This window comes from Streptomyces sp. SID12488 (genome assembly GCF_010548275.1).
Lineage (GTDB): Bacteria > Actinomycetota > Actinomycetes > Streptomycetales > Streptomycetaceae > Streptomyces.
Genome location: NZ_JAAGLT010000006.1, coordinates 136,198 through 153,180 on the forward strand (window position 1 = coordinate 136,198; position 16,983 = coordinate 153,180).

Here is a 16,983-nt window from a genome sequence, read left to right on the forward strand (position 1 = left end):
AATCCCACGGTGTGCGCGTGCCGCGTTTCGAATAAGTCCCGACCGGTCGGTCCCAGGGACACGTGACAGCGAGCCCGGCCTCACACCCGGACCGCTGGTGGTCGCTACTGGCTGATGGTCGCCGGCGGCGGGGTCCAGCGGCTCTTGGGCGGGATGCCGGTGCTGACTCCGAAGTCCCTCTTGAGCTGTTCAGGGATGGCGTAGTGCATGACGCGGCCACGAGTGAGGGAGGACAGTTCCAGGACACTGGTCAGGTGGCCGAGTCGGTCCAGGGCCCAGCCCGCCAGGGGTGAGCGGTCCTCAATGGTTTCCAGCACCCCCAGCAGGGCGGGAGCGGCCTTGACGACGGTGTCCCAGGTGGTGCGGGGCACTTGCAGCCAGTCGGCGCAGGTGTCGCCGATCAGATAGCGGATCAGGGCGGAAACGATCGGGTCGAAGAAGGTGCCGGGCACGACTTCCTCGTAGAGGTCGATGAGCTGGCGGGTGAGCTGGGCGCCTTCCTCGCTGGGGCCCATGTGCCGGGTCATGTACAGGTCGGAGAACTGGCGAGCTGCCTGCAGATCCTTGGGAACATGTTCCTGGTCGACGCCGAGGACGGCGCCCACCACCCGCCAGGCGTAGTAGTAGGCCTCGGCGCCCTCGTCGCTCATGTGAATGCCAAGCCGGTGCAGTGCGTCGAGGACCTGGATGGAGAACATCATCTGCCCGCCGATCATGTCCTCCTGGCAGATCGGCGTGCCCAGGGCGGCGGTGTCCCAGCGGTCCTCGCGCTTGAGGTGGTGGCGGATGGAGGCATGCAGCAACCGCACCTTCTGGGCTGCGGGGATGAAACGGCTGCCGGCTTCGAACGCGTCGGGCTGCATGAGGTACACGGTGAACTGGCCCGTCTCCGCCATCCGCTTGGAGGGGTACTTCAGCGAATGGGTGGACGACAGCAGCTTGGCCACATGGGGCAGCACGTAGCAGGCGGGCATCGATGCGAACGACAGTGCGGTGGAGATGTGCACGTTGTTGTCGATGAAGAACAGCCGCGCCTTCTCCATCTCACCCCAGTCCACCCAGGCCGGGGGCGTGCTGGTGGCGTTCAGGTACTCGCGGGCGATGTCGGGCAGCCCTTCGGGAAGGTCCTGTCCGACAGTGGAGACGTAGCGCATCAGTGTGTTGAACTTACCGACCTCTCCGCGCTCGAACAGTGTCGCCACGGTGGCGTCGGCGAGTTCGTCACCTTCGGTGCGCAGGTCGTCCATGGACGTTCGGGTGTAGGTCATGGTGCTCCTCCGGTGGGGGTGGCCGGTCAGTGCGTGCGGGCCGCCGAGACGGTCACCAGGGCCGACAGTGCGCGCCGCGCTTCGGCTGTCAGATCGGCGTCGGCCAGGGCGTCGTGTGCTTCACGCAGCCGAGCGGTGATCATGTCTTCGACTCGGGCGACGGCGCCGGTGCGGTGGGTGATCTCCCGCACCCGTTCCACCTGGTCCTCGCTGAGGCCCGCCTGCCCGAGGAGGTGGTGCAGCTCGGCGTGTTCCGCCTTGGTGGCGCAGGTCAGGGCATGAGCCATCAGGGCGGTGGGCCGGTTCCCGGCCAGGTCGTCGGCCGGGTCCTTGCCCGTCTGCTCAGGATCGCCGAACAGGCCCAGCAGGTCGTCGCGCAGCTGGAACGCCTCACCCAGGGGGAGGCCGTACTCGCTGTACGCCTGCAGCAGGCGCGGTGAGGCACCGGCGAGCAGGCCGCCGATCTGCAAAGGGTGTTCGACGGTGTATTTGGCGGTCTTGTAGCGGATCACCTTCACCGACGCGTCCGGGTCCGGCTCGGCTCCCGTGCGCAGGACTTCCAGGCACTCTCCGGCCACCAGTTCACGGGCCAGAACCGCCCACAGCGGCCGGGCCCTGCTCAGGAAGGCGCCGGGCAGGCCAGAGGTGGCGAACAGCTGCCCGGCCATTGACATCAGCAGGTCACCCACCAGCATGGCCAGGGCCCGGGCGTCGGCCTTGGGCCGCGCATGACCGGTGAGGATCTCGCGCAGGGCGATGTGCCCGGTGGGCCGGCCGTGCCGGGTGCGGCTGTGGTCGATCAGATCGTCGTGCACGACAGCAGCCGCATGCACCAGCTCGATCGCGCCGGCAGCCCGTACGAGCGCCTCACTGTCGGGCTGGCCGGCCCCACGCCAGCCCCAGTAGCAGAACGCCGCCCTGAGCCGCTTGCCGTGCCCGGTCGCGGCATGAAGCTGTTCCGCGACCGGCGCCAGACAGACATCGATGTCGGCCAGCGCCTGTGCTTCCGCGGTGACGAACGCGCTGAGGACCTGGTCGACACGCTGCTTCAGCAAGACGTGCTCGTCCCGTTCACTCACCGCCGTTCTCCCCCTGACTCCGGGCGGTGACGGTACGGGCGAGCACCTCCAGGTGAGCCGGCGGTGAAGCCCCATGCCGGTCCAGGAGGAGACGGCCCCGCGCCTTGGTCTCCTCCTGACCGTCAGCCAGCAGGTCCCCCAGATCCGCGCGGCGCAGCAAGCCACTGACACTTCCCAGCGCGCTGCTCAACCCGCATACCGCCAGATCGGCAAGGTCGGCCATCAGGGCCACCGTGTCCTCGGTCAGGCCCGGCTTGCGACCGTCATGGTGTGTCACAGCTTGTCTCCCAGCACGGCAGGACCCGCCACGGCTCCGGCCTGCCGGCACAGAGCAGCGCGTTGCGGCGTTCGGCACGACGCGCTTCGAGTCTGGCCATCAAACGCACTCCAGGCAGCCCTAATGCACCATCGAGTGATCTTCTTCAAAGATCCCGACAGGCTGGAGGATGCACCTGTACGGGACAGGTGCATCCCATCCTGGGGAGCTGTGCTCGCCTGGAGTGGCGGCTGAACGACGGGACCTGTCTGCAGTTCTGCGCACAGTCCTGCTGTCCACGCCGAGTCCCGCCTCCGGTGTGGTGCGGGCGCCGATCCGGCTGAGCAACGCACGGCCTTCGTTCACCTGCCGTGCTCGGCCAGAGGGCCAAAGCGCGCGCAGGACCTGTATGGGACATAGGGGTGGGGTGAGGCGTCGTCATGGCCTCACCCCACCCCGGGTTCTGACTGTGTCAGCGCCTGCGGCCGGACCAGCCGTTCCCGATTCCCGCGACGTGCAGGGCGAGAAGCATCAGGCCGAGGAGCATGACGTTCGTGGAAGCGAAGACATCGTTCGTCGCGATGTCGGCGGCGTTGATCAGGAACGCGATGAAAAACAGTACTGCCGCAGCTATACCAAGCATGGAGCGGTTCCTCTCGAATAGGTGAGAACCGTGTGCCCCTGTATTTCCTTCGTAGACCTCTGACGATGGTGTCCGTTCTCGTGGCGCAGCCCGTCGAGGGTCGTGAACTCATGCCCGTCCGGCCGGGGCGCTCATCCGCCGCGGGTGAGTACTCCGGGCGGACAGCAGGACATCGTGCAAGTCTCCCTGTCGAAGGGGCAGTTCAACCCAAGGAACGCACGGTGACCTTGCCCCGGTCTGACCTGATGGCAGCTGTTTCAACCACTGCCTGCGGCCGACGGATTAGAGGCGATCAAGGCTCACACTGTCGGTCATTCGCCGAGCATGGGAGGTCGCGGATATAGCATCACCCGACTTTTCGTAGGCCCACTCGGCCAGTACAGGAACAACAAGGTTGCCGGCCGCCGACCCTACGTAAGGTCCGGGACATTGACGAGGAAGGCGACACCCGAGCCTCGCAGTGACCATAAGGAGATGCCGGTATCAGCAATGTGGAGATTTGCCTCAAGGAGATCATGGCCTCGATCGAGGGCTCGTTGGGAACCGCTCTGGTCGACTACACCAGCGGTATGGCGCTGGGCACTCTCGGAGGTAGCAAGGACCTCGACCTCACCGTCGCGGCGGCGGGCAACACGGACGTGATCCGGGCCAAGACCCGCACCATGGAACACCTCGGGCTCAAGGGTGAGATCGAGGACATCCTGATCACACTCGCCGGCCAGTACCACATCCTCCGGCCGCTCAAGGGCCGCGGCGGCAACGGATTGTTCCTCTACCTCGTGCTCGACGCGAAGAAGTCGAACCTCGCGATGGCCCGCCACCAGCTCAAGAGTGTCGAAGGCCAACTGGACGTGTAGAACGCCGCGTTCTCCATGGCCTCGCACGCCCACGACTTGAAGATTTCTTCAACTGGGCACATCCGGATCAGCTCAATCCCGTGGGCGTGCGAGGCCGGATGCACGAGGATCGGTCCGCAGGACCGCCTGCGGTGGCACGCACAGGGCCACCGAGCCCGGATGCAGCCAGTCGAATGCGGCAGGGAGCGAGCGATTCACCATGCAGGTCCCCCTCTACCAGGCCAAGGCCGAGTTCTTCCGGATGCTCGGCCACCCGGTACGCATCCGGGTCCTGGAACTCCTACAGAACGGCCCCGTCCCCGTGCGCGACCTGCTCGGCGAGATCGAGATCGAACCGTCCAACCTCTCCCAGCAACTGGCCGTACTGCGCCGCTCGGGGATCGTGGTGTCCATCCGGGAGGGCTCCACCGTCAGCTACGCCCTGGCCGGCGGCGATGTGGCCGAACTCCTGCGCGCGGCTCGCCGGATCCTGACCGAACTGATCACCGGCCAGGGCGAGTTGCTCGCCGAACTCCAGCAGGCAGACCCCTTGCCGGCCCTCACCCCGGGCGGATCCGACCGACGCTCCTGATTCCCTGGGCCCTGTAGCTGCGCGGCCGGCGACAAAGCCCGAGGCGCCGGTCCTGACAGGCCGGCGCCTCGGGGTCGGGGTCGGGAACGTCAGCTCACCGAGCCGATGCGCTCGACGCGCTCGTCGACGCCGTTACGGAGTTCACTGAGCGTCGTACCAGGCGGGGCCGTCTTCGGTGTGGAGGAGGGCGGCTGCGTCTCGTCCGCACAAGTCGTGCCCGAGGCCGGGATCTTACGGTCCACCAGGTAGTTGATGACCGCGTCCGTCGCGCAGGCACTGCGCCCGAACGCCGTGTGCCCCTCTGCCTGGAAGGTGAGCAGCGAGGCATTGTCGAGCTGCCGGGACAGCGCCACCGCGTCCTGGTACGGGGTGTCCGGGTCGCCGGTGGTTCCGAGGACGAGGATCGGTGCCGAGCCCTTCGCCCGGTAGGAGCCGTCGTAGCGGCTGACGTGCTCGCCGGGCCACTGGACGCAGGCGGTGGCGTGCTGGTGGTCGTACGTGGGAGGTCCGTACGCCATCGCCGGGCCGAGCAGCGGCGCCGCCTTCGCGAAGGCCGTGACGTTCCGCTTCAGCAGACGCAGGTCGCGCGGGTACTCCCGGTCGACGCACTCGACAGCCACGTTCGGGCCCAGGAAGTCGAAGCTGGCCGGGGACGGTGGCCTCAGCAGGAAGGACGTGTTGTCCCGCAGCTGGGCCTTGCGCAGTGCCGCGCCGAACTCGGGCCAGATGACCTTGCCCTCGTTGATGTTGAACATCAGCCGGTAGACCAGTGTGTAGCCGTTGGCCCGGCCGCCGTTCGCTGTCGGGACGGGGTTGGCGTCCAGGTCTGTCTTCAGCTTCTCGAAGGCCGCGCGCGGGTTGCCGTCGCCGAACCCGCAGGTGGCCTGATCGGCGGCGCACCAGTCCAGGAAGCGGCCCATCGCGCCGTCCAGCGCCAGGTACTGCGGCCGGTCGTAGGCGTAGGGGCGGTTGGCGTAGTGCACCGGGTCGTACGCGCCGTCGAGGGCCAGGGCTCGCACCCGCTTCGGGAACATGGCAGCGTAGACAGTGCCGATGTACGACCCGAACGACCGCCCGTAGTAAGTGAGTTGCTTCTCCCCGAGCGCCTCCCGCAGCAGGTCGATGTCCCGGGCGACGTATTCGGTGCCGATGTAGGGCAGCAGCTCGCCCGTGTTGTCCACGCAGGCCTGGTCGAATTCGGCGGCCTGGCGCAGCGCCGGCTCGAAGGCGTCCGGGCCGGGCACGCCCTTCGCCTCCGTGACGGCTCGCGTGTACCTCGCGTCGTCGAAGCAGGTCAGCGGCGAACTGCGGCCGACGCCGCGGACGTCGTAGCCGAAGACGTCGAAGGAGTCGCGCAGTGCGGCGGGCAGGTCCGCGTAGTTGTTCCGCACGAAGTCCACACCGGAGTTGCCGGGCCCTCCCGGCTGCATGAACAGGGTGCCCTTGCGCTTCGTCTGATCCGCGGCCTGCTTACGGACCACCGCGAGAGTGATGGTCTTGCCGTGCGGCTTGCGGTAGTCGAGCGGAACGTCGGCGTTCGCACACTCGAAGCCGCCCTGGCAGTCGGTCCAGGCGAGCGACGGCACGGGCGGCTTCTCGGACGGCTTCGACGAAGCCGCAACCTGGGTCGCCGTGCCCGTCACGGCAGCCATGAGTGCGGTCAGCGCGACTCCGACGGCTGCGAGCCGTCCGGAGTATCTCGGTTTGCGTCGTGGAGTGGTCATGCTTTCCTTCCCCGTGGGTCAGCATTTCGCCAAGCGCTCACTGTGCAGCGTGAGTTCGGCTATCTGAACAGACGGAAAAGAAGCGAGAACGGTGCCACGCCGATCAAATTTTCTTCGCCTTCCACCCCACTGGAGGCAACACATGACATGAGGCGACGCACACCCCCGGGTCGAACCGTTGTCGCCCTCTACCCGCTGCCACCCTGGTCAACGGCGGCCTGCTGTCACCTCGGGACCGCGAACTGCCAACACTGCGCGCGACCTTGCGCGGCAGGTCCGGGTGCTCGTGGTCCCACCACTACAAGACCGCGCAGTCCGTCGGCAGAACCGTACAGCCGGACGACCGCCTCGGTCGGAGCGTCAGGTGGATTCGGGGTGGCTGCCAGGCCCGCTGGTGCGAACGGCCAGAGGAGTGGGCGAGAGAACGGTGTCCTCCTCGCCGGGCTCCAGGAGGGTGTTGGCGGCGCCGACGATGAGCGGGTCGGGGGTGCCGACCGCCTCGGGATCCTTGCTGGTGTAGTCGATGCGGGACAACAGGCTGCGCATGGCTTCCAGCCTGGCACGGCGTTTGTCGTTGCTCTTGACGACGGTCCACGGGGCGCGTTCGGTGTCGGTGGCGCGGAACATGTCGACCTTGGCCCCGGTGTAGTCGTCCCACTGGTCGAGCGAGGCCAGGTCGGTGGGCGACAGTTTCCACTGGCGCACCGGGTCGACCTGCCGGATGGCGAATCGGGTGCGCTGCTCGGCGCGGGACACGGAGAACCAGAACTTGACCAGCAGGATGCCGTCGTCGACGAGCATCCGCTCGAAGGCCGGGCACTGCTCGAGGAACAGCTCGTACTGGTCCTTCGAGCAGTAGCCCATCACACGCTCCACACCGGCCCGGTTGTACCAGGAGCGGTCGAAGAAGACGATCTCTCCGGCTGTCGGCAGATGTTGGACGTACCGCTGGAAGTACCACTGCCCCGACTCCTGCTCGGTGGGCTTGTCCAGGGCCACAACCCGTGCGCCGCGGGGGTTGAGGCGCTCGGTGAGGCGTTGGATGGTGCCGCCCTTGCCCGCCGCGTCCCGCCCTTCACACACGACGATCACGCGTGCGCCGGTGTCCTTGACCCACCGCTGGAGTTTGAGCAGCTCGATCTGCAGGACGCGCTTGACCCGCTCGTACTCGACGCGGCCGACCTTGCGGCCGTAGGGGTGGTTCTCGCGCCAGCTCTTGAGGGGGCGGCCGGCCCCGTCCAGCAGGATCGGTCGCTCTTCTCGGCTGGTGTCCACGGTCAGCCCGTCCAACAGCCTGTCGGCCTGTTCACCGTTCATGACACCACTCCCCGATGAGCCTGTGTGCTGAGTACTGGTGTATGCGCCCTTCGGCTGTCCGGGCAGGATCCGGCTCCAGCCATGGAGACTTCACCTGCCCCGGACAGTCGCGCCGATCGGCATGGCCTCGGCGAGGTCAGAAGGGCATGCGGCGGCGGGTGCGACGACCGGCCGAGCCGCTGCGGCCCACGGCGCGGGAACTCGTGTGGAACGGCTTACTGAAGATCCGGCCCAGGATGCCGGGCGCCTTGCCGCCGGCCCGCGCGCCGACGCCGAGCGTACGCTGCGTGCCGCGTTCGGGATGGCGGGAGAAGCGCGGGACGAAGAAGGCCAGCACGGCCAGGACCACACATACTCCGATGACTGCGGCGATGATCATGAGTCAGCTCCTCGTTCTGGTCGGGAGAACAACGAGTGCCCCGTCACGATCCCTCTATGTGTCTGGCGCCCTTGGCGGCTTCTGCCGCAGCGGTGTTCCCCGAATCGCAGGGGGCAGTGTTCGGCGGCGCAGGTAGGTTGGTGGCCACCGACCCAGGAGATGCCCCGTGCCCGGCCGCCCCAGCGTTCTGTTCGTGACCGATCTCGCCTACCAGGCCCGGGGGCGGCGTTACTGCGACGAGGACATCTTCCTGTCGTCGCGGCTGCGGAACGACTTCGAGATCGCTTTGTGCCACCCGCTGGATGCCGCCGCTCTCATGGACGCCTTTGACGCGGTTGTGGTCCGCAACAGCGGCCCTGTGCTGCACTACCAGAAGGAGTACGACGCTTTCCGGGACCAGGCCGCAGCGCGTGGCACCCGGGTCTACAACCCGCTGTCCGGCCGGGCCGATATGGCCGGCAAGCAGTACCTGCTGGACCTGACCGCAGCCGGATACCCTGTCATCCCCACCGTCGACCGGCCCCAGGACCTCGGCGCGCTGCCCGGGACCGACCAGTACGTGGTCAAGCCGAAGGCAGGGGCGGACTCCATCGGCCTCAGCTTCGTCTCCCGCGACCAGCTGGACGGCCTCCACTACGGCGACATCCTGGTTCAGCCCCGCATCGACTTCCGCTATGAGGTGTCGTTCTACTACGTCGACGACGCCTTCCAGTACGCCCTCCACGCCCCCGACCCCGACCGGCGCTGGGTCCTTGAGCCCTACCAGCCCACGGAAGCCGATCTCGGTTTCGCCCGCCGCTTCATCGACTGGAACACCCTCGATCACGGCATCCAGCGCGTGGACGCCTGCCGTACCCAGGAGGGCGACCTTCTCCTGGTCGAGCTGGAAGACCTCAACCCCTACCTGTCCCTGGACCGTGTCGACGACCCGACCCGTGACACCTTCGTCGCCAGCATGACAACCTCCATCCACCGGTTCCTGGGCGTCTCACCCCGCACCTGAGCGGCACACCGCCGGTCACCTCGACTGACGCCGGCAGGTGCGCAGGCGGTGATGGTTCCGGCGTGCAGGTCGACTTGATCGGTTCACTCCGCCTGCGGTGCCACCGGAACTCCGGTGCAGGGTGAATCCGGCGGTCACCGTGTCGAGATCCCTGAGCAGATGGAGTGCGACGTTGGTGAGGCGGGCAGTCGGCTGGCATCGACGGCATTGATCCAGGCGGGGAGCGTGGAGCCGAGGCGGATGGCGAGGGCCTCACCGAAGTAGCGGACATTTTCGGCACCGGTGTCCCATTCGGGGCAGCCGGCCAGGACGTCCCTCGGGTCGGCGCGCTCTGCCTCGCTCAAAGTCGCGGGGTGACGGGTGCCAGCCGGTGACCTTTCGTACACTCAGTAGTGCCCCTCCTGTCGCGGCAGGAGGGGGCCGAGTGGGCCGAGGTCGAGGTTCAGGTCTTCGGGGCTCAGTCCGTAGCGCTCGCGCAGTTCGGTCATGCGGTCGTCGAGGATCATGAGCGTCATGCCGATGCGTTCCTCCTGTTCCTCGGTCAGGTCGTTCTTTTCGACCCGGCGGATGGCCTGCCGTTCCATGAGCTGTCGCAGCAACTCCACGACGGTGAGCACCAGTCGGACGAGGTCGCGTTCGACCGTGTCCTTGTCCAGGTCGAGGCGTCGGGCCGCGGACTCTCCGGGGTGGGGTGCCGTCCCGGGTCCGGGCTCGCCGTGTGATGTCACGTCAGGATTCCTTCCGAGGCCGCCTCGACCGAGGTGAGCAGGGCACGCAGGGAGATGCGGACCAGTTCCACGTCGGCGATGCAGAGGCTGAGGTCTCCCGTGATGACGACACCGCCGGCGAGGAGCCGGTCGAGGAGATCGACCAGAGCGACCTCCGCGTGGGGCAGGCCACCGGCCGTCACGGCGTTGTCTGCGGGATCGCGGGGTCCGTCGTTTCGGCCTGTTCCGGTGGGGGCGAGGCGAAGGAGTACGGGGCCCAGGGTCCGGTGATCTCAAGTCGGACGCCGGCAGTCCCGGCGGCGAGCACTTCCACGCGGTCCTGGAAGCTCCGCGTGTGCTTTCGCGGGACGAGGTAGGCCGCGTTGACGACGTTCTCCCCCGGTTTCGCGGACAGGGTGGCCGGCTGGGGACGATGGTGCCGTACGTCACTGGCCAGGTTCGCTTCCGCGAGCATACGGTCCACCCGTGCGCCGAGGTCGGCGGCCGTCCGAAGGGCCAGGTCGTGGCCGTCCCGGCTTGTGCGGCGCGCACGAAGGTAGTCACGCCCGGAGCGTGGCCGGTCTCCCGGGGACGGGGTGGCGGTCGGCGGGTGGGCGTAGATCTTGACGCCCCATTCGTCGTGGCCCTCCAGCCGGTTCAAGGTGCTACGGAAGTGGCCGGCGTCGGCGTGCAGACGTCGCAGCAGGCTGCCGTCGTCGATGTACACCGTGGCCAGCCGGAGGGGTAGTACCGCCGTTCGGGCGGCCAGGGCGGCGATCACCTGGTGATGGTCGCGGGCCAGGCGTTCCAGGTCGTTGATGTCGTCGAGCCGCTGCGCGATGGCCTCTTCGGTGAAGGCTTCGGCGGGTACGTCGCTGACGACTGCGGCTGTGCCGGCACCGCGCAGGATCCGTACCGGGAGCCCGTCGACGCCGCTCAGGTCTCGGACGGCCAGCTCGGCCGCCTCGTTCCGCAGCAGTACCGCGTACGCGTAGACCGCGTCGGTGAGGTCTGCCGGAGGCGCGGTGTCGTGCTCAGAGATCATCGGGTTCCTTCAACCGGGCGTTGAGCGACTGGAGTTCGGCACGAAGGCGTGCGTTCTCGGCGGCGAGTTCCGCTGTGCGGGCGGGGTCGGGTGACGGGGCGGGACGTACGGCGCGGGAGGACAGCGTCGGGTCGTGCTCCCACCAGTCGATGCCCATCTCGCGCGCGGTGTCGACGGAGACGACGAGCAACCGCAGTTTGATGGTGAGGAGTTCGATGTCGAGCAGGTTGATCTTGATGTCCCCTGCGATCACGACCCCTTTGTCGAGGACGCGTTCCAGAATGTCGGCCAGATTGCCTGCGCCGCCCGGTTGGGGCGACAAGGCGCCTGACCGCCGCGTGAGAGCGTCGGTCACTGAGGACCTTCCTGTAGTGCCGGACCGTCGGAGCCGGCCGAATCCTCGCCGCTGCCGGTCGTGATCTGTTCCAGACGATCCAGGAGTTCGTCCTCCCGAAGGCTGAACTCCTCCTCGGTGATACGGCCGGCCAGCAGATCAGTCTCCAGTTCGGCCAGCTCACGGTGGATGGGGGCCGGGTCGGCGTACTGCCGCTCCGCTTCCTGCACCACCTGTTCCAGCACCCAGCCGACCCCGCGCAGCGGAGCCAGTGGCAGTCCGAGCAGGCCACTCAGCAGACCCATTACGGCGGTCTCCTTCCGGTCGGGAGGTGTCGGTGGTGGTGGGGAGAGGTGCGGCTACGCGGTTACACGGTCAGACAAAGCTGTAGGGCGGAAGAGGTCCGGTCACCCGGAGTTCCAGCCCGTGCCCGAGGCTCTCGGCGATCTGGCCCACGGACGCGGCGAACGCGTCGGCCCGTCCGCGTTCGATCAGCAGGCTCAGGTTCAGGAACACCTCACCCGTCGGATCACCGGCGGCGGTGCGGTGAGCCAGCGGCTCCAGTCGGCGGGTGATGTCCAGGGCGTGCTGCGCCTGCAGTGCCTCGACCCCGGCTGCGACGACCGTACCGAGGGCCACCTGGTCGTCGTGCGAGCCTGCGCCGTCCCGCGTGAGGGCGCTCAGGCGTCGGGCTTCCGCACTGTCCCGCAGGACATCGCGCAGGGCGGTGTCCTCGTCCTGCAGGGCCTTGACATTGAATTCGACGCGATCCCCGACCTCTCGGAGCCGCTCGGTGAACAACGACTCCTGGTCCGCCAGCGCGCGGCGCACCGCGCCGTCGTCGGGGGCGAGTGTGCCGAAGCGCAGGGGTAGCACGGCGCCTGCGGCCCCGAGCATCAACAGCACGTTCTGATGGGCGATCAGATCTCGTCGTTTGGCGCGTAGTTGTGCCGGTGCCTCGCTGACGACGGCGGCCACCCGGGCGGCGCGCACCGCCCTCAGGGGTGCGGGCGAGGCCCCGATTCCGGTGGCACCGTCGACGGGCAGCGGATGGTCCGCGTCCGTGACCGCATACAGGTAGAGCGGCATTCGTCAGACCTCCCCGCCCTGTTGTCCCTTGCCGCCGCCCCGGGTCCTGCCGCGTGCGGTGGTGGGAGCCTGCTCGGGTCCGGCCGCGGTCGTACCCGAGGCGTCGACACCTTCCTGCGCGGCGGGCGCCGTCGTCTGCTCCACGGCACCGATCTCGGCGGCGCCGTACACCACGGGATTCGCCACGGGGACCGCGAGTCCGGCCGCCGGGACCACAGTGCTCATCCCGGTCGCCGCTGCCGGGGCGACGGCCCCCACCACCGTGCCGGCCGTCTGCCCCACCGTGCCGACCAGCCCCCCGACCGTCGGCGCCACACCGCCGACCAGCCCCCCGACCGTCGGCGCCACACCGCCGACCAGCCCCCCGACCGTCGGCGCCACACCGCCGACCAGCCCCCCGACCGTCGGAGTGAGGGCGCCCACGACGCCACCGACCGTCTGTCCGACCGTACCGAGTGCCTGCCCCACCGTCTGTCCTACCGTCTGTCCCAGGTTCCCGACGACCGGGACCGCCGCACCGGTGCCGGACGGCCAGGCGGTGACCGGCTGCCCCTGCGTGACGACACCGCCGGGAGCAGGAGCTGCCGCGAAGCTCGGCGTACCGACCACCTGACCTCCGGATGCCACGGCAGTGGGCAGGCCCGGCGCGAACACCGCGGGCGCCGCCACCACGGGAGTACCGCGGTTCTCCAGGTCGAGGCGGTTGGTCGCCGCCGCGAAGCGCAGGTAGGTGTCGACGCTGGCGATGACAATGCGGATGTCGATACGCAGGACCTCGATGCCGATCACCGACACCCGGATGAAGACATCGATCACGAGGCCGCGGTCAAGGATCAGGTCAAGGATGTCGTAGAGGCCTCCGTCGGTCTTCTGGGCGCGGGGAGCGGCGGTCTGGGTCAGCACGGTCATCGGTGAGGTTCCCTCTCATGAGGTGGGGGCGAGGGTGTACGGGGCGGGCGCCGGCGGTGAGCTCCCGGACCGGCGCAACCGGGTCGGAGGAATGGGCGCGGCAGACCTGGACACTGCGGCAGCGGTCCAGGCAGTCGTGCCCAGGGGTCCCCGTCACGCGAAAGGAGACGACGGACCGGTATGTCGGTCACTGCGCGAGCCGTCTCACACGCCGTCACTGCCGGTCGACCTGGCCTCGGGTGTAGCGGCGGCTGCGGGCGTAGCCCAGAAGAAGACCGTCGGCGTCCAGTCTCACTCGGTAGACAGCGAGGACGCTGGTGGAATCGGGGATGCGCTCCAGCTCCACAACCTCGACGTCGACCTGCCAGCCCGTCCCGTCACGGCTGATGGCCGATACCGACTCCGGTGTACGGCCCAGGAGTTCGGCGAGTTGGGCGCGCGCGTTGCGCATCGCGCCCACGGCACCGACCACCGGGGTCCCGGCGGCGGGGGGCGTGGGCGCCGAGTGTGACGCCGGGTCGGGTAAGTCGCTCGTGCTCATAGTTCGTCCGGTCCGTCCAACTGGAAAGTACGTGCACCCGGTGACAACGGGTCAGCAGGCCTTTCGCGCGTCCCCCGAGCGCCACGTCCGACATGCTCCGACTCACCAAGCGTTGTACACATGATCTCAACACGTCATGTCCACGCGGTACCCACAAGTCCGCCACATTAAGCACACGAATTTTCGCGACCCCACCCGCCACTCGCACCAACTGCACCCACAGGGGCCCACCGAAGGACAATCCGGCCACGTCCACGCGCCAGCAAACCCTTGGTCCGGACGCGGAAGCACCACGGCTGCGCGGAGGCGGTGCCCGGGGAGGCCAGCAGGAGGAGAGGAGCCAGGAGCTTGAGCCAGGCCCAGGCTCAGCAGCGGCGCCGGCCAGCGCCGGTGACTTCTCTTCTTCTCCGCCGGCTGCTCGGCCGACTCTCTCTTGAGGAGCCGCTCGGCGGACCACTCACCACTCCCGGCGAGACCATACGCACACTCGCGTTCGGCGCCGGCGGCACCACCCTGTACGCGGGCAGTGCCCATGTGCCCCTCCAGCGGTACGACACAGCGCCCAGCCATGCCCTGGCCCGGGTGTGCGCCCGTGCAGGCGGGGCCGGACCGAGCCGAGCCGTGTGGCGCACGTACGTACCGGACGCTCCGTACCGGCCGGTGTGCCGAACCGAGCCCTGACCCAAAGAATCGGAGCGGCCTTTCCATTTTTGGTGCCGCGCCGGCCGCGGGAGAAACGGATTGCCCTATCAGAGTCCCGGGCGGAAGGATCCCCCAGTGACCGACATACCGTTCGCCGACGCGGTACGCACGTGCCTCACCGCTCTGTTCCCGGTCGTCGGCCCCATCATCTTTCTCGTGGGCATGACGGTGGACGGCACCTCAGGCGCCAACCGGTACGGCCCATCCCCCAAGCCCGTCGGCCACCCCGTCGGCTGAGTCGGCCACAGGTACAACCGCCGCCGGGCCGCCCGTCGTACGGGAGATCAGCAGCCGCCCGACGGTGCGCGGCAGGGCGGCTCCCACGGTCGGCAGCGGAGCGAACTCCGCGGCCGGCATGTCCTGTTGTGGCGCCCAGGGAAGAACAAAGGCCCGTCCGGTGTACGGACGGGCCTTTTGATCGAGCGCCGGGCAGGCCTTGCACCTGCATCTCCCCGCAGGAAGCGGGGCGTCTTTCCTTGGACCACCGACGCACAACCAGCCACCCGGAGTTGCGGCGACCAGCGCAAGATCAACCTTAGCGCATCTGTCCGCCCGGGGTCACCAGTCCTGATTCGTACGCGATCACCACGGCCTGCGCCCGGCTGTCCAGGTCGAGTTTGGTCATCGTGCGGTTGAGGTGGGTCTTGACGGTCGCCTCACTGATGTAGAGGCGGTCAGCGATCTCCAGGTTGGACAGGCCGCCTGCGATCAGTTTCAGGACCTCCCGTTCGCGGGCGGTCAACGTGTCCAGGTCGGGGGGCTGTTCGCAGGCGGTCTGGCGGGCGTAGGCCTCCACCAGACGGCGGGTGACGCTGGGGGCGAAGAGCGCGTCTCCGCCTGCGACGGCGGTCACGGCGGCGAGCAGCCGTTCGGGGCCGGAGTCCTTCAGGAGGAATCCGCTGGCTCCGGCGCGCAGTGCGCCGTACACGTACTCGTCGAGGTCGAAGGTGGTCAGTATCAGTATCCGGGGCGGGGGGTCGCCGGCCCCGGCGAGGATGCGTTCGGTGGCCTCGATGCCGTTCATGCCGGGCATGCGGACGTCCATCAGGATCACCTCGGGGGTGGTCTCTGCGGCCAGCTTCACGCTTTCCGCGCCGTCGCTCGCCTCGCCGACGACCTCGATGCCGGGCGCCGCGCGCAGCAGCCCCACCAGGCCGGCCCGGATGAGGAACTGGTCGTCCACGACGAGCACGGTGGTCATGTGGTGGTGTCGTCCCCCTGTTGTGCGGCCCGTGCGGAGGTCGGCAGGATGAGCCGCACGGCAAAGCCCCCCTGGTCCTGCGGGCCGGTGTCGATCTGCCCGCCGTAGAGCTTGGCCCGCTCGCGCATGCCGGGCAAGCCGTGTCCGCCGCCGGTTCGTACTCTGGCTGGAATCACCCCCTTGCCGTCGTCGGTGACCGAAACAGTCACCTGGTGCGGTTCGTACCTGAGCCGTACCCGAGCGCTCGCGCCGGGCGCGTGCTTGAGGACGTTGGTGAGTGCCTCCTGCGCCACCCGGTACGCGCACAGGTCCACGCCGGGGGCCAGCGGGCGCTCGATGCCCTCGACGGTGAGGGTGACCGGGACCCCGGCGGTGCGTACGCGCTCGGTCATCTCGCCGAGGCGGGCCAGGCCCGGCATCGGGCCGGCGGGGGCACCGTCATCGGCGGCGCGCAGCAGCAGGAGCATGCGGCGCAGCTCGTCGAGGGCCTCCTTGCCGGTGGCCTCGATGGTGTCGAGCGCGGTACGCGTGGTGTGGCGGTCGGTGTCGAAGACGAACCGGGCGAGACCGGCCTGTACGGAGATCACGGACATGTGGTGGGCGACCACGTCGTGCAGTTCACGGGCGATCCGACCCCGTTCCTCGGCCACCTCGCGCCGGGCCCGGTCTGCCTGTTCCTGGCGCAGCTCCCGGGCCAGCTCGGTCGAGCGGCGGGCGACGACGCCGAACCGCCACAGCATCGCTGGGTAGACCACCGCCTGTGCGGCGACGGACGCCCAGGAGTCGGTGTGGTTGACCGCGCCCGCGTAGATCCAGACCGCGCCCATCAGCGCGGCGCAGGGGACGGAGACGCGTGCCGCTCGCTGGGAGGCGACGGTGTAGACGGCCAGCATGGGGCCGAAGCTGCATACCACAGGCCAGTAACCGGCCGTGATGTACAGCAGCCACAGTGCGTGCACCAGGCACCAGACCACGACAGGGGCCCGGCCGCGGAGCACAAGCGGCAGGTGAACCAGGACCACCAGCGCGTAGGCGGTCGCGTCGAGCGGATTCTGCCCCTGACGCGAGGCCTCCGGCCCCAGAAGCAGGGCCACACCGGTCAGCGCCGCCACGATCAGCGCGTCGACGGCAAGAGGGCGGATCCGCATCGCAGCAGCGTAAGGCCGATCGAACCGACGGGACGTCAAACTTCCGCGCTACTACAGAAGTTGCAGGATCCTCGCGGGTACCGCACCGGTCTGCATGGAGTTCAACCTGGCATGGGACGCAGTTCGTTCACCGCGAACCGTACGTTCTGGGATCACGAAGTCCGTCGGCCGTCAGCCATCGGCCGTCGGCCACTGTCGAGGTCTCCCGGA

22 protein-coding genes and 1 pseudogene are annotated in these 16,983 nt (G+C 68.6%); 5 read left to right on the top strand and 18 right to left on the bottom strand.

Annotation, left to right across the window (positions count from 1 at the left end):
• Positions 1–104: 104 nt before the first annotated feature.
• From G3I56_RS12280 to G3I56_RS43175, 4 genes are all read right to left on the bottom strand, one after another.
• Positions 105–1,268, bottom strand: coding sequence for an oxygenase MpaB family protein (locus G3I56_RS12280; RefSeq protein ID WP_164408958.1), 1,164 nt, complete (start codon positions 1,266–1,268; stop codon positions 105–107).
• Positions 1,269–1,294: 26 nt separating this feature from the next.
• On the bottom strand, positions 1,295–2,347 hold the full coding sequence (locus tag G3I56_RS12285; RefSeq protein ID WP_343239926.1) for a polyprenyl synthetase family protein: 1,053 nt from the start codon (positions 2,345–2,347) through the stop codon (positions 1,295–1,297).
• Positions 2,340–2,624, bottom strand: a complete 285-nt coding sequence (locus tag G3I56_RS12290; protein ID WP_164408960.1) for a polyprenyl synthetase — start codon at positions 2,622–2,624, stop codon at positions 2,340–2,342. The genes G3I56_RS12285 and G3I56_RS12290 overlap by 8 nt, the downstream gene beginning before the upstream one ends.
• A 451-nt stretch (positions 2,625–3,075) precedes the next feature.
• Positions 3,076–3,246, bottom strand: coding sequence for a hypothetical protein (locus tag G3I56_RS43175; RefSeq protein WP_203689731.1), 171 nt, complete (start codon positions 3,244–3,246; stop codon positions 3,076–3,078).
• 482 nt (positions 3,247–3,728) lie between these two features.
• On the opposite strand from G3I56_RS43175, the gene G3I56_RS12295 reads away from it, so the two are divergent.
• Positions 3,729–4,103 (top strand): hypothetical protein, encoded by a 375-nt coding sequence (locus G3I56_RS12295; protein ID WP_164409160.1) that lies wholly within the window; start codon positions 3,729–3,731, stop codon positions 4,101–4,103.
• Positions 4,104–4,302: 199 nt separating this feature from the next.
• Complete coding sequence (locus G3I56_RS12300; protein WP_164408961.1) at positions 4,303–4,674, top strand: metalloregulator ArsR/SmtB family transcription factor; 372 nt, start codon at positions 4,303–4,305, stop codon at positions 4,672–4,674.
• An 89-nt stretch (positions 4,675–4,763) separates the two neighbouring features.
• Here G3I56_RS12300 and G3I56_RS12305 read toward each other — a convergent pair whose 3' ends face one another.
• The 3 genes from G3I56_RS12305 to G3I56_RS12315 all read right to left on the bottom strand — a co-directional run bounded on the left by G3I56_RS12305 (position 4,764) and on the right by G3I56_RS12315 (position 8,094).
• A complete protein-coding gene (locus G3I56_RS12305; RefSeq protein WP_164408962.1) occupies positions 4,764–6,398 on the bottom strand; it encodes an alpha/beta hydrolase in 1,635 nt (544 codons plus the stop codon).
• Positions 6,399–6,758: 360 nt separating this feature from the next.
• Positions 6,759–7,715, bottom strand: coding sequence for a polyphosphate kinase 2 (gene ppk2, locus G3I56_RS12310; protein WP_164408963.1), 957 nt, complete (start codon positions 7,713–7,715; stop codon positions 6,759–6,761).
• Between the two features lie 136 nt (positions 7,716–7,851).
• Positions 7,852–8,094 (bottom strand): DUF6411 family protein, encoded by a 243-nt coding sequence (locus G3I56_RS12315; protein WP_164408964.1) that lies wholly within the window; start codon positions 8,092–8,094, stop codon positions 7,852–7,854.
• Positions 8,095–8,260: 166 nt separating this feature from the next.
• Here G3I56_RS12315 and G3I56_RS12320 point away from each other — a divergent pair, with 166 nt between their 5' ends.
• Complete coding sequence (locus G3I56_RS12320; protein ID WP_164408965.1) at positions 8,261–9,097, top strand: hypothetical protein; 837 nt, start codon at positions 8,261–8,263, stop codon at positions 9,095–9,097.
• 134 nt (positions 9,098–9,231) lie between these two features.
• On the opposite strand, the gene G3I56_RS12325 is transcribed toward G3I56_RS12320, so the two are convergent.
• From G3I56_RS12325 to G3I56_RS12365, 9 genes and pseudogenes are all read right to left on the bottom strand, one after another.
• Complete coding sequence (locus G3I56_RS12325) at positions 9,232–9,441, bottom strand: hypothetical protein (RefSeq protein WP_239134842.1); 210 nt, start codon at positions 9,439–9,441, stop codon at positions 9,232–9,234.
• Positions 9,442–9,483: 42 nt separating this feature from the next.
• Positions 9,484–9,825, bottom strand: coding sequence for a gas vesicle protein K (locus tag G3I56_RS43740; RefSeq protein ID WP_164408966.1), 342 nt, complete (start codon positions 9,823–9,825; stop codon positions 9,484–9,486).
• On the bottom strand, positions 9,822–10,007 hold the full coding sequence (locus tag G3I56_RS43745) for a gas vesicle protein (protein WP_164408967.1): 186 nt from the start codon (positions 10,005–10,007) through the stop codon (positions 9,822–9,824). The genes G3I56_RS43740 and G3I56_RS43745 overlap by 4 nt, the downstream gene beginning before the upstream one ends.
• Entirely contained in the window at positions 10,004–10,849 is an 846-nt protein-coding gene (locus G3I56_RS12340; RefSeq protein ID WP_164408968.1) for a GvpL/GvpF family gas vesicle protein, read from the bottom strand. Before G3I56_RS12340 ends, G3I56_RS43745 begins: the two co-directional genes overlap by 4 nt.
• Entirely contained in the window at positions 10,839–11,204 is a 366-nt protein-coding gene (locus tag G3I56_RS12345) for a gas vesicle protein (protein WP_343239927.1), read from the bottom strand. The genes G3I56_RS12340 and G3I56_RS12345 overlap by 11 nt, the downstream gene beginning before the upstream one ends.
• Positions 11,201–11,488 carry a gas vesicle protein GvpG gene (locus G3I56_RS12350; RefSeq protein ID WP_164408969.1) on the bottom strand — a complete coding sequence of 96 codons (288 nt, stop codon included), beginning with the start codon at positions 11,486–11,488 and terminating at the stop codon, positions 11,201–11,203. The genes G3I56_RS12345 and G3I56_RS12350 overlap by 4 nt, the downstream gene beginning before the upstream one ends.
• A gap of 70 nt (positions 11,489–11,558) precedes the next feature.
• Positions 11,559–12,272, bottom strand: coding sequence for a GvpL/GvpF family gas vesicle protein (locus G3I56_RS12355; protein WP_164408970.1), 714 nt, complete (start codon positions 12,270–12,272; stop codon positions 11,559–11,561).
• 687 nt (positions 12,273–12,959) lie between these two features.
• Positions 12,960–13,181, bottom strand: a pseudogene (gvpJ, locus tag G3I56_RS12360) (gas vesicle protein GvpJ); the annotation flags it as partial.
• Between the two features lie 214 nt (positions 13,182–13,395).
• Positions 13,396–13,722, bottom strand: coding sequence for a gas vesicle protein (locus G3I56_RS12365; protein ID WP_164408971.1), 327 nt, complete (start codon positions 13,720–13,722; stop codon positions 13,396–13,398).
• A 348-nt stretch (positions 13,723–14,070) separates the two neighbouring features.
• Between G3I56_RS12365 and G3I56_RS12370 the strand changes: the two genes are divergently transcribed.
• On the top strand, positions 14,071–14,403 hold the full coding sequence (locus tag G3I56_RS12370) for a hypothetical protein (protein ID WP_203689734.1): 333 nt from the start codon (positions 14,071–14,073) through the stop codon (positions 14,401–14,403).
• Between the two features lie 96 nt (positions 14,404–14,499).
• Positions 14,500–14,661, top strand: a complete 162-nt coding sequence (locus G3I56_RS12375) for a DUF805 domain-containing protein (protein ID WP_164408972.1) — start codon at positions 14,500–14,502, stop codon at positions 14,659–14,661.
• Between the two features lie 298 nt (positions 14,662–14,959).
• Here the strand turns inward: G3I56_RS12375 and G3I56_RS12380 are convergent, their stop codons facing one another.
• Together G3I56_RS12380 and G3I56_RS12385 are read right to left on the bottom strand one after the other, a co-directional pair.
• The gene (locus tag G3I56_RS12380) at positions 14,960–15,625 is read right to left on the bottom strand and encodes a response regulator transcription factor (protein ID WP_164408973.1); all 666 of its coding nucleotides are present in this window, start codon (positions 15,623–15,625) and stop codon (positions 14,960–14,962) included.
• On the bottom strand, positions 15,622–16,773 hold the full coding sequence (locus tag G3I56_RS12385; RefSeq protein ID WP_164408974.1) for a sensor histidine kinase: 1,152 nt from the start codon (positions 16,771–16,773) through the stop codon (positions 15,622–15,624). The genes G3I56_RS12380 and G3I56_RS12385 overlap by 4 nt, the downstream gene beginning before the upstream one ends.
• Between the last annotated feature and the right edge of the window lie 210 nt (positions 16,774–16,983).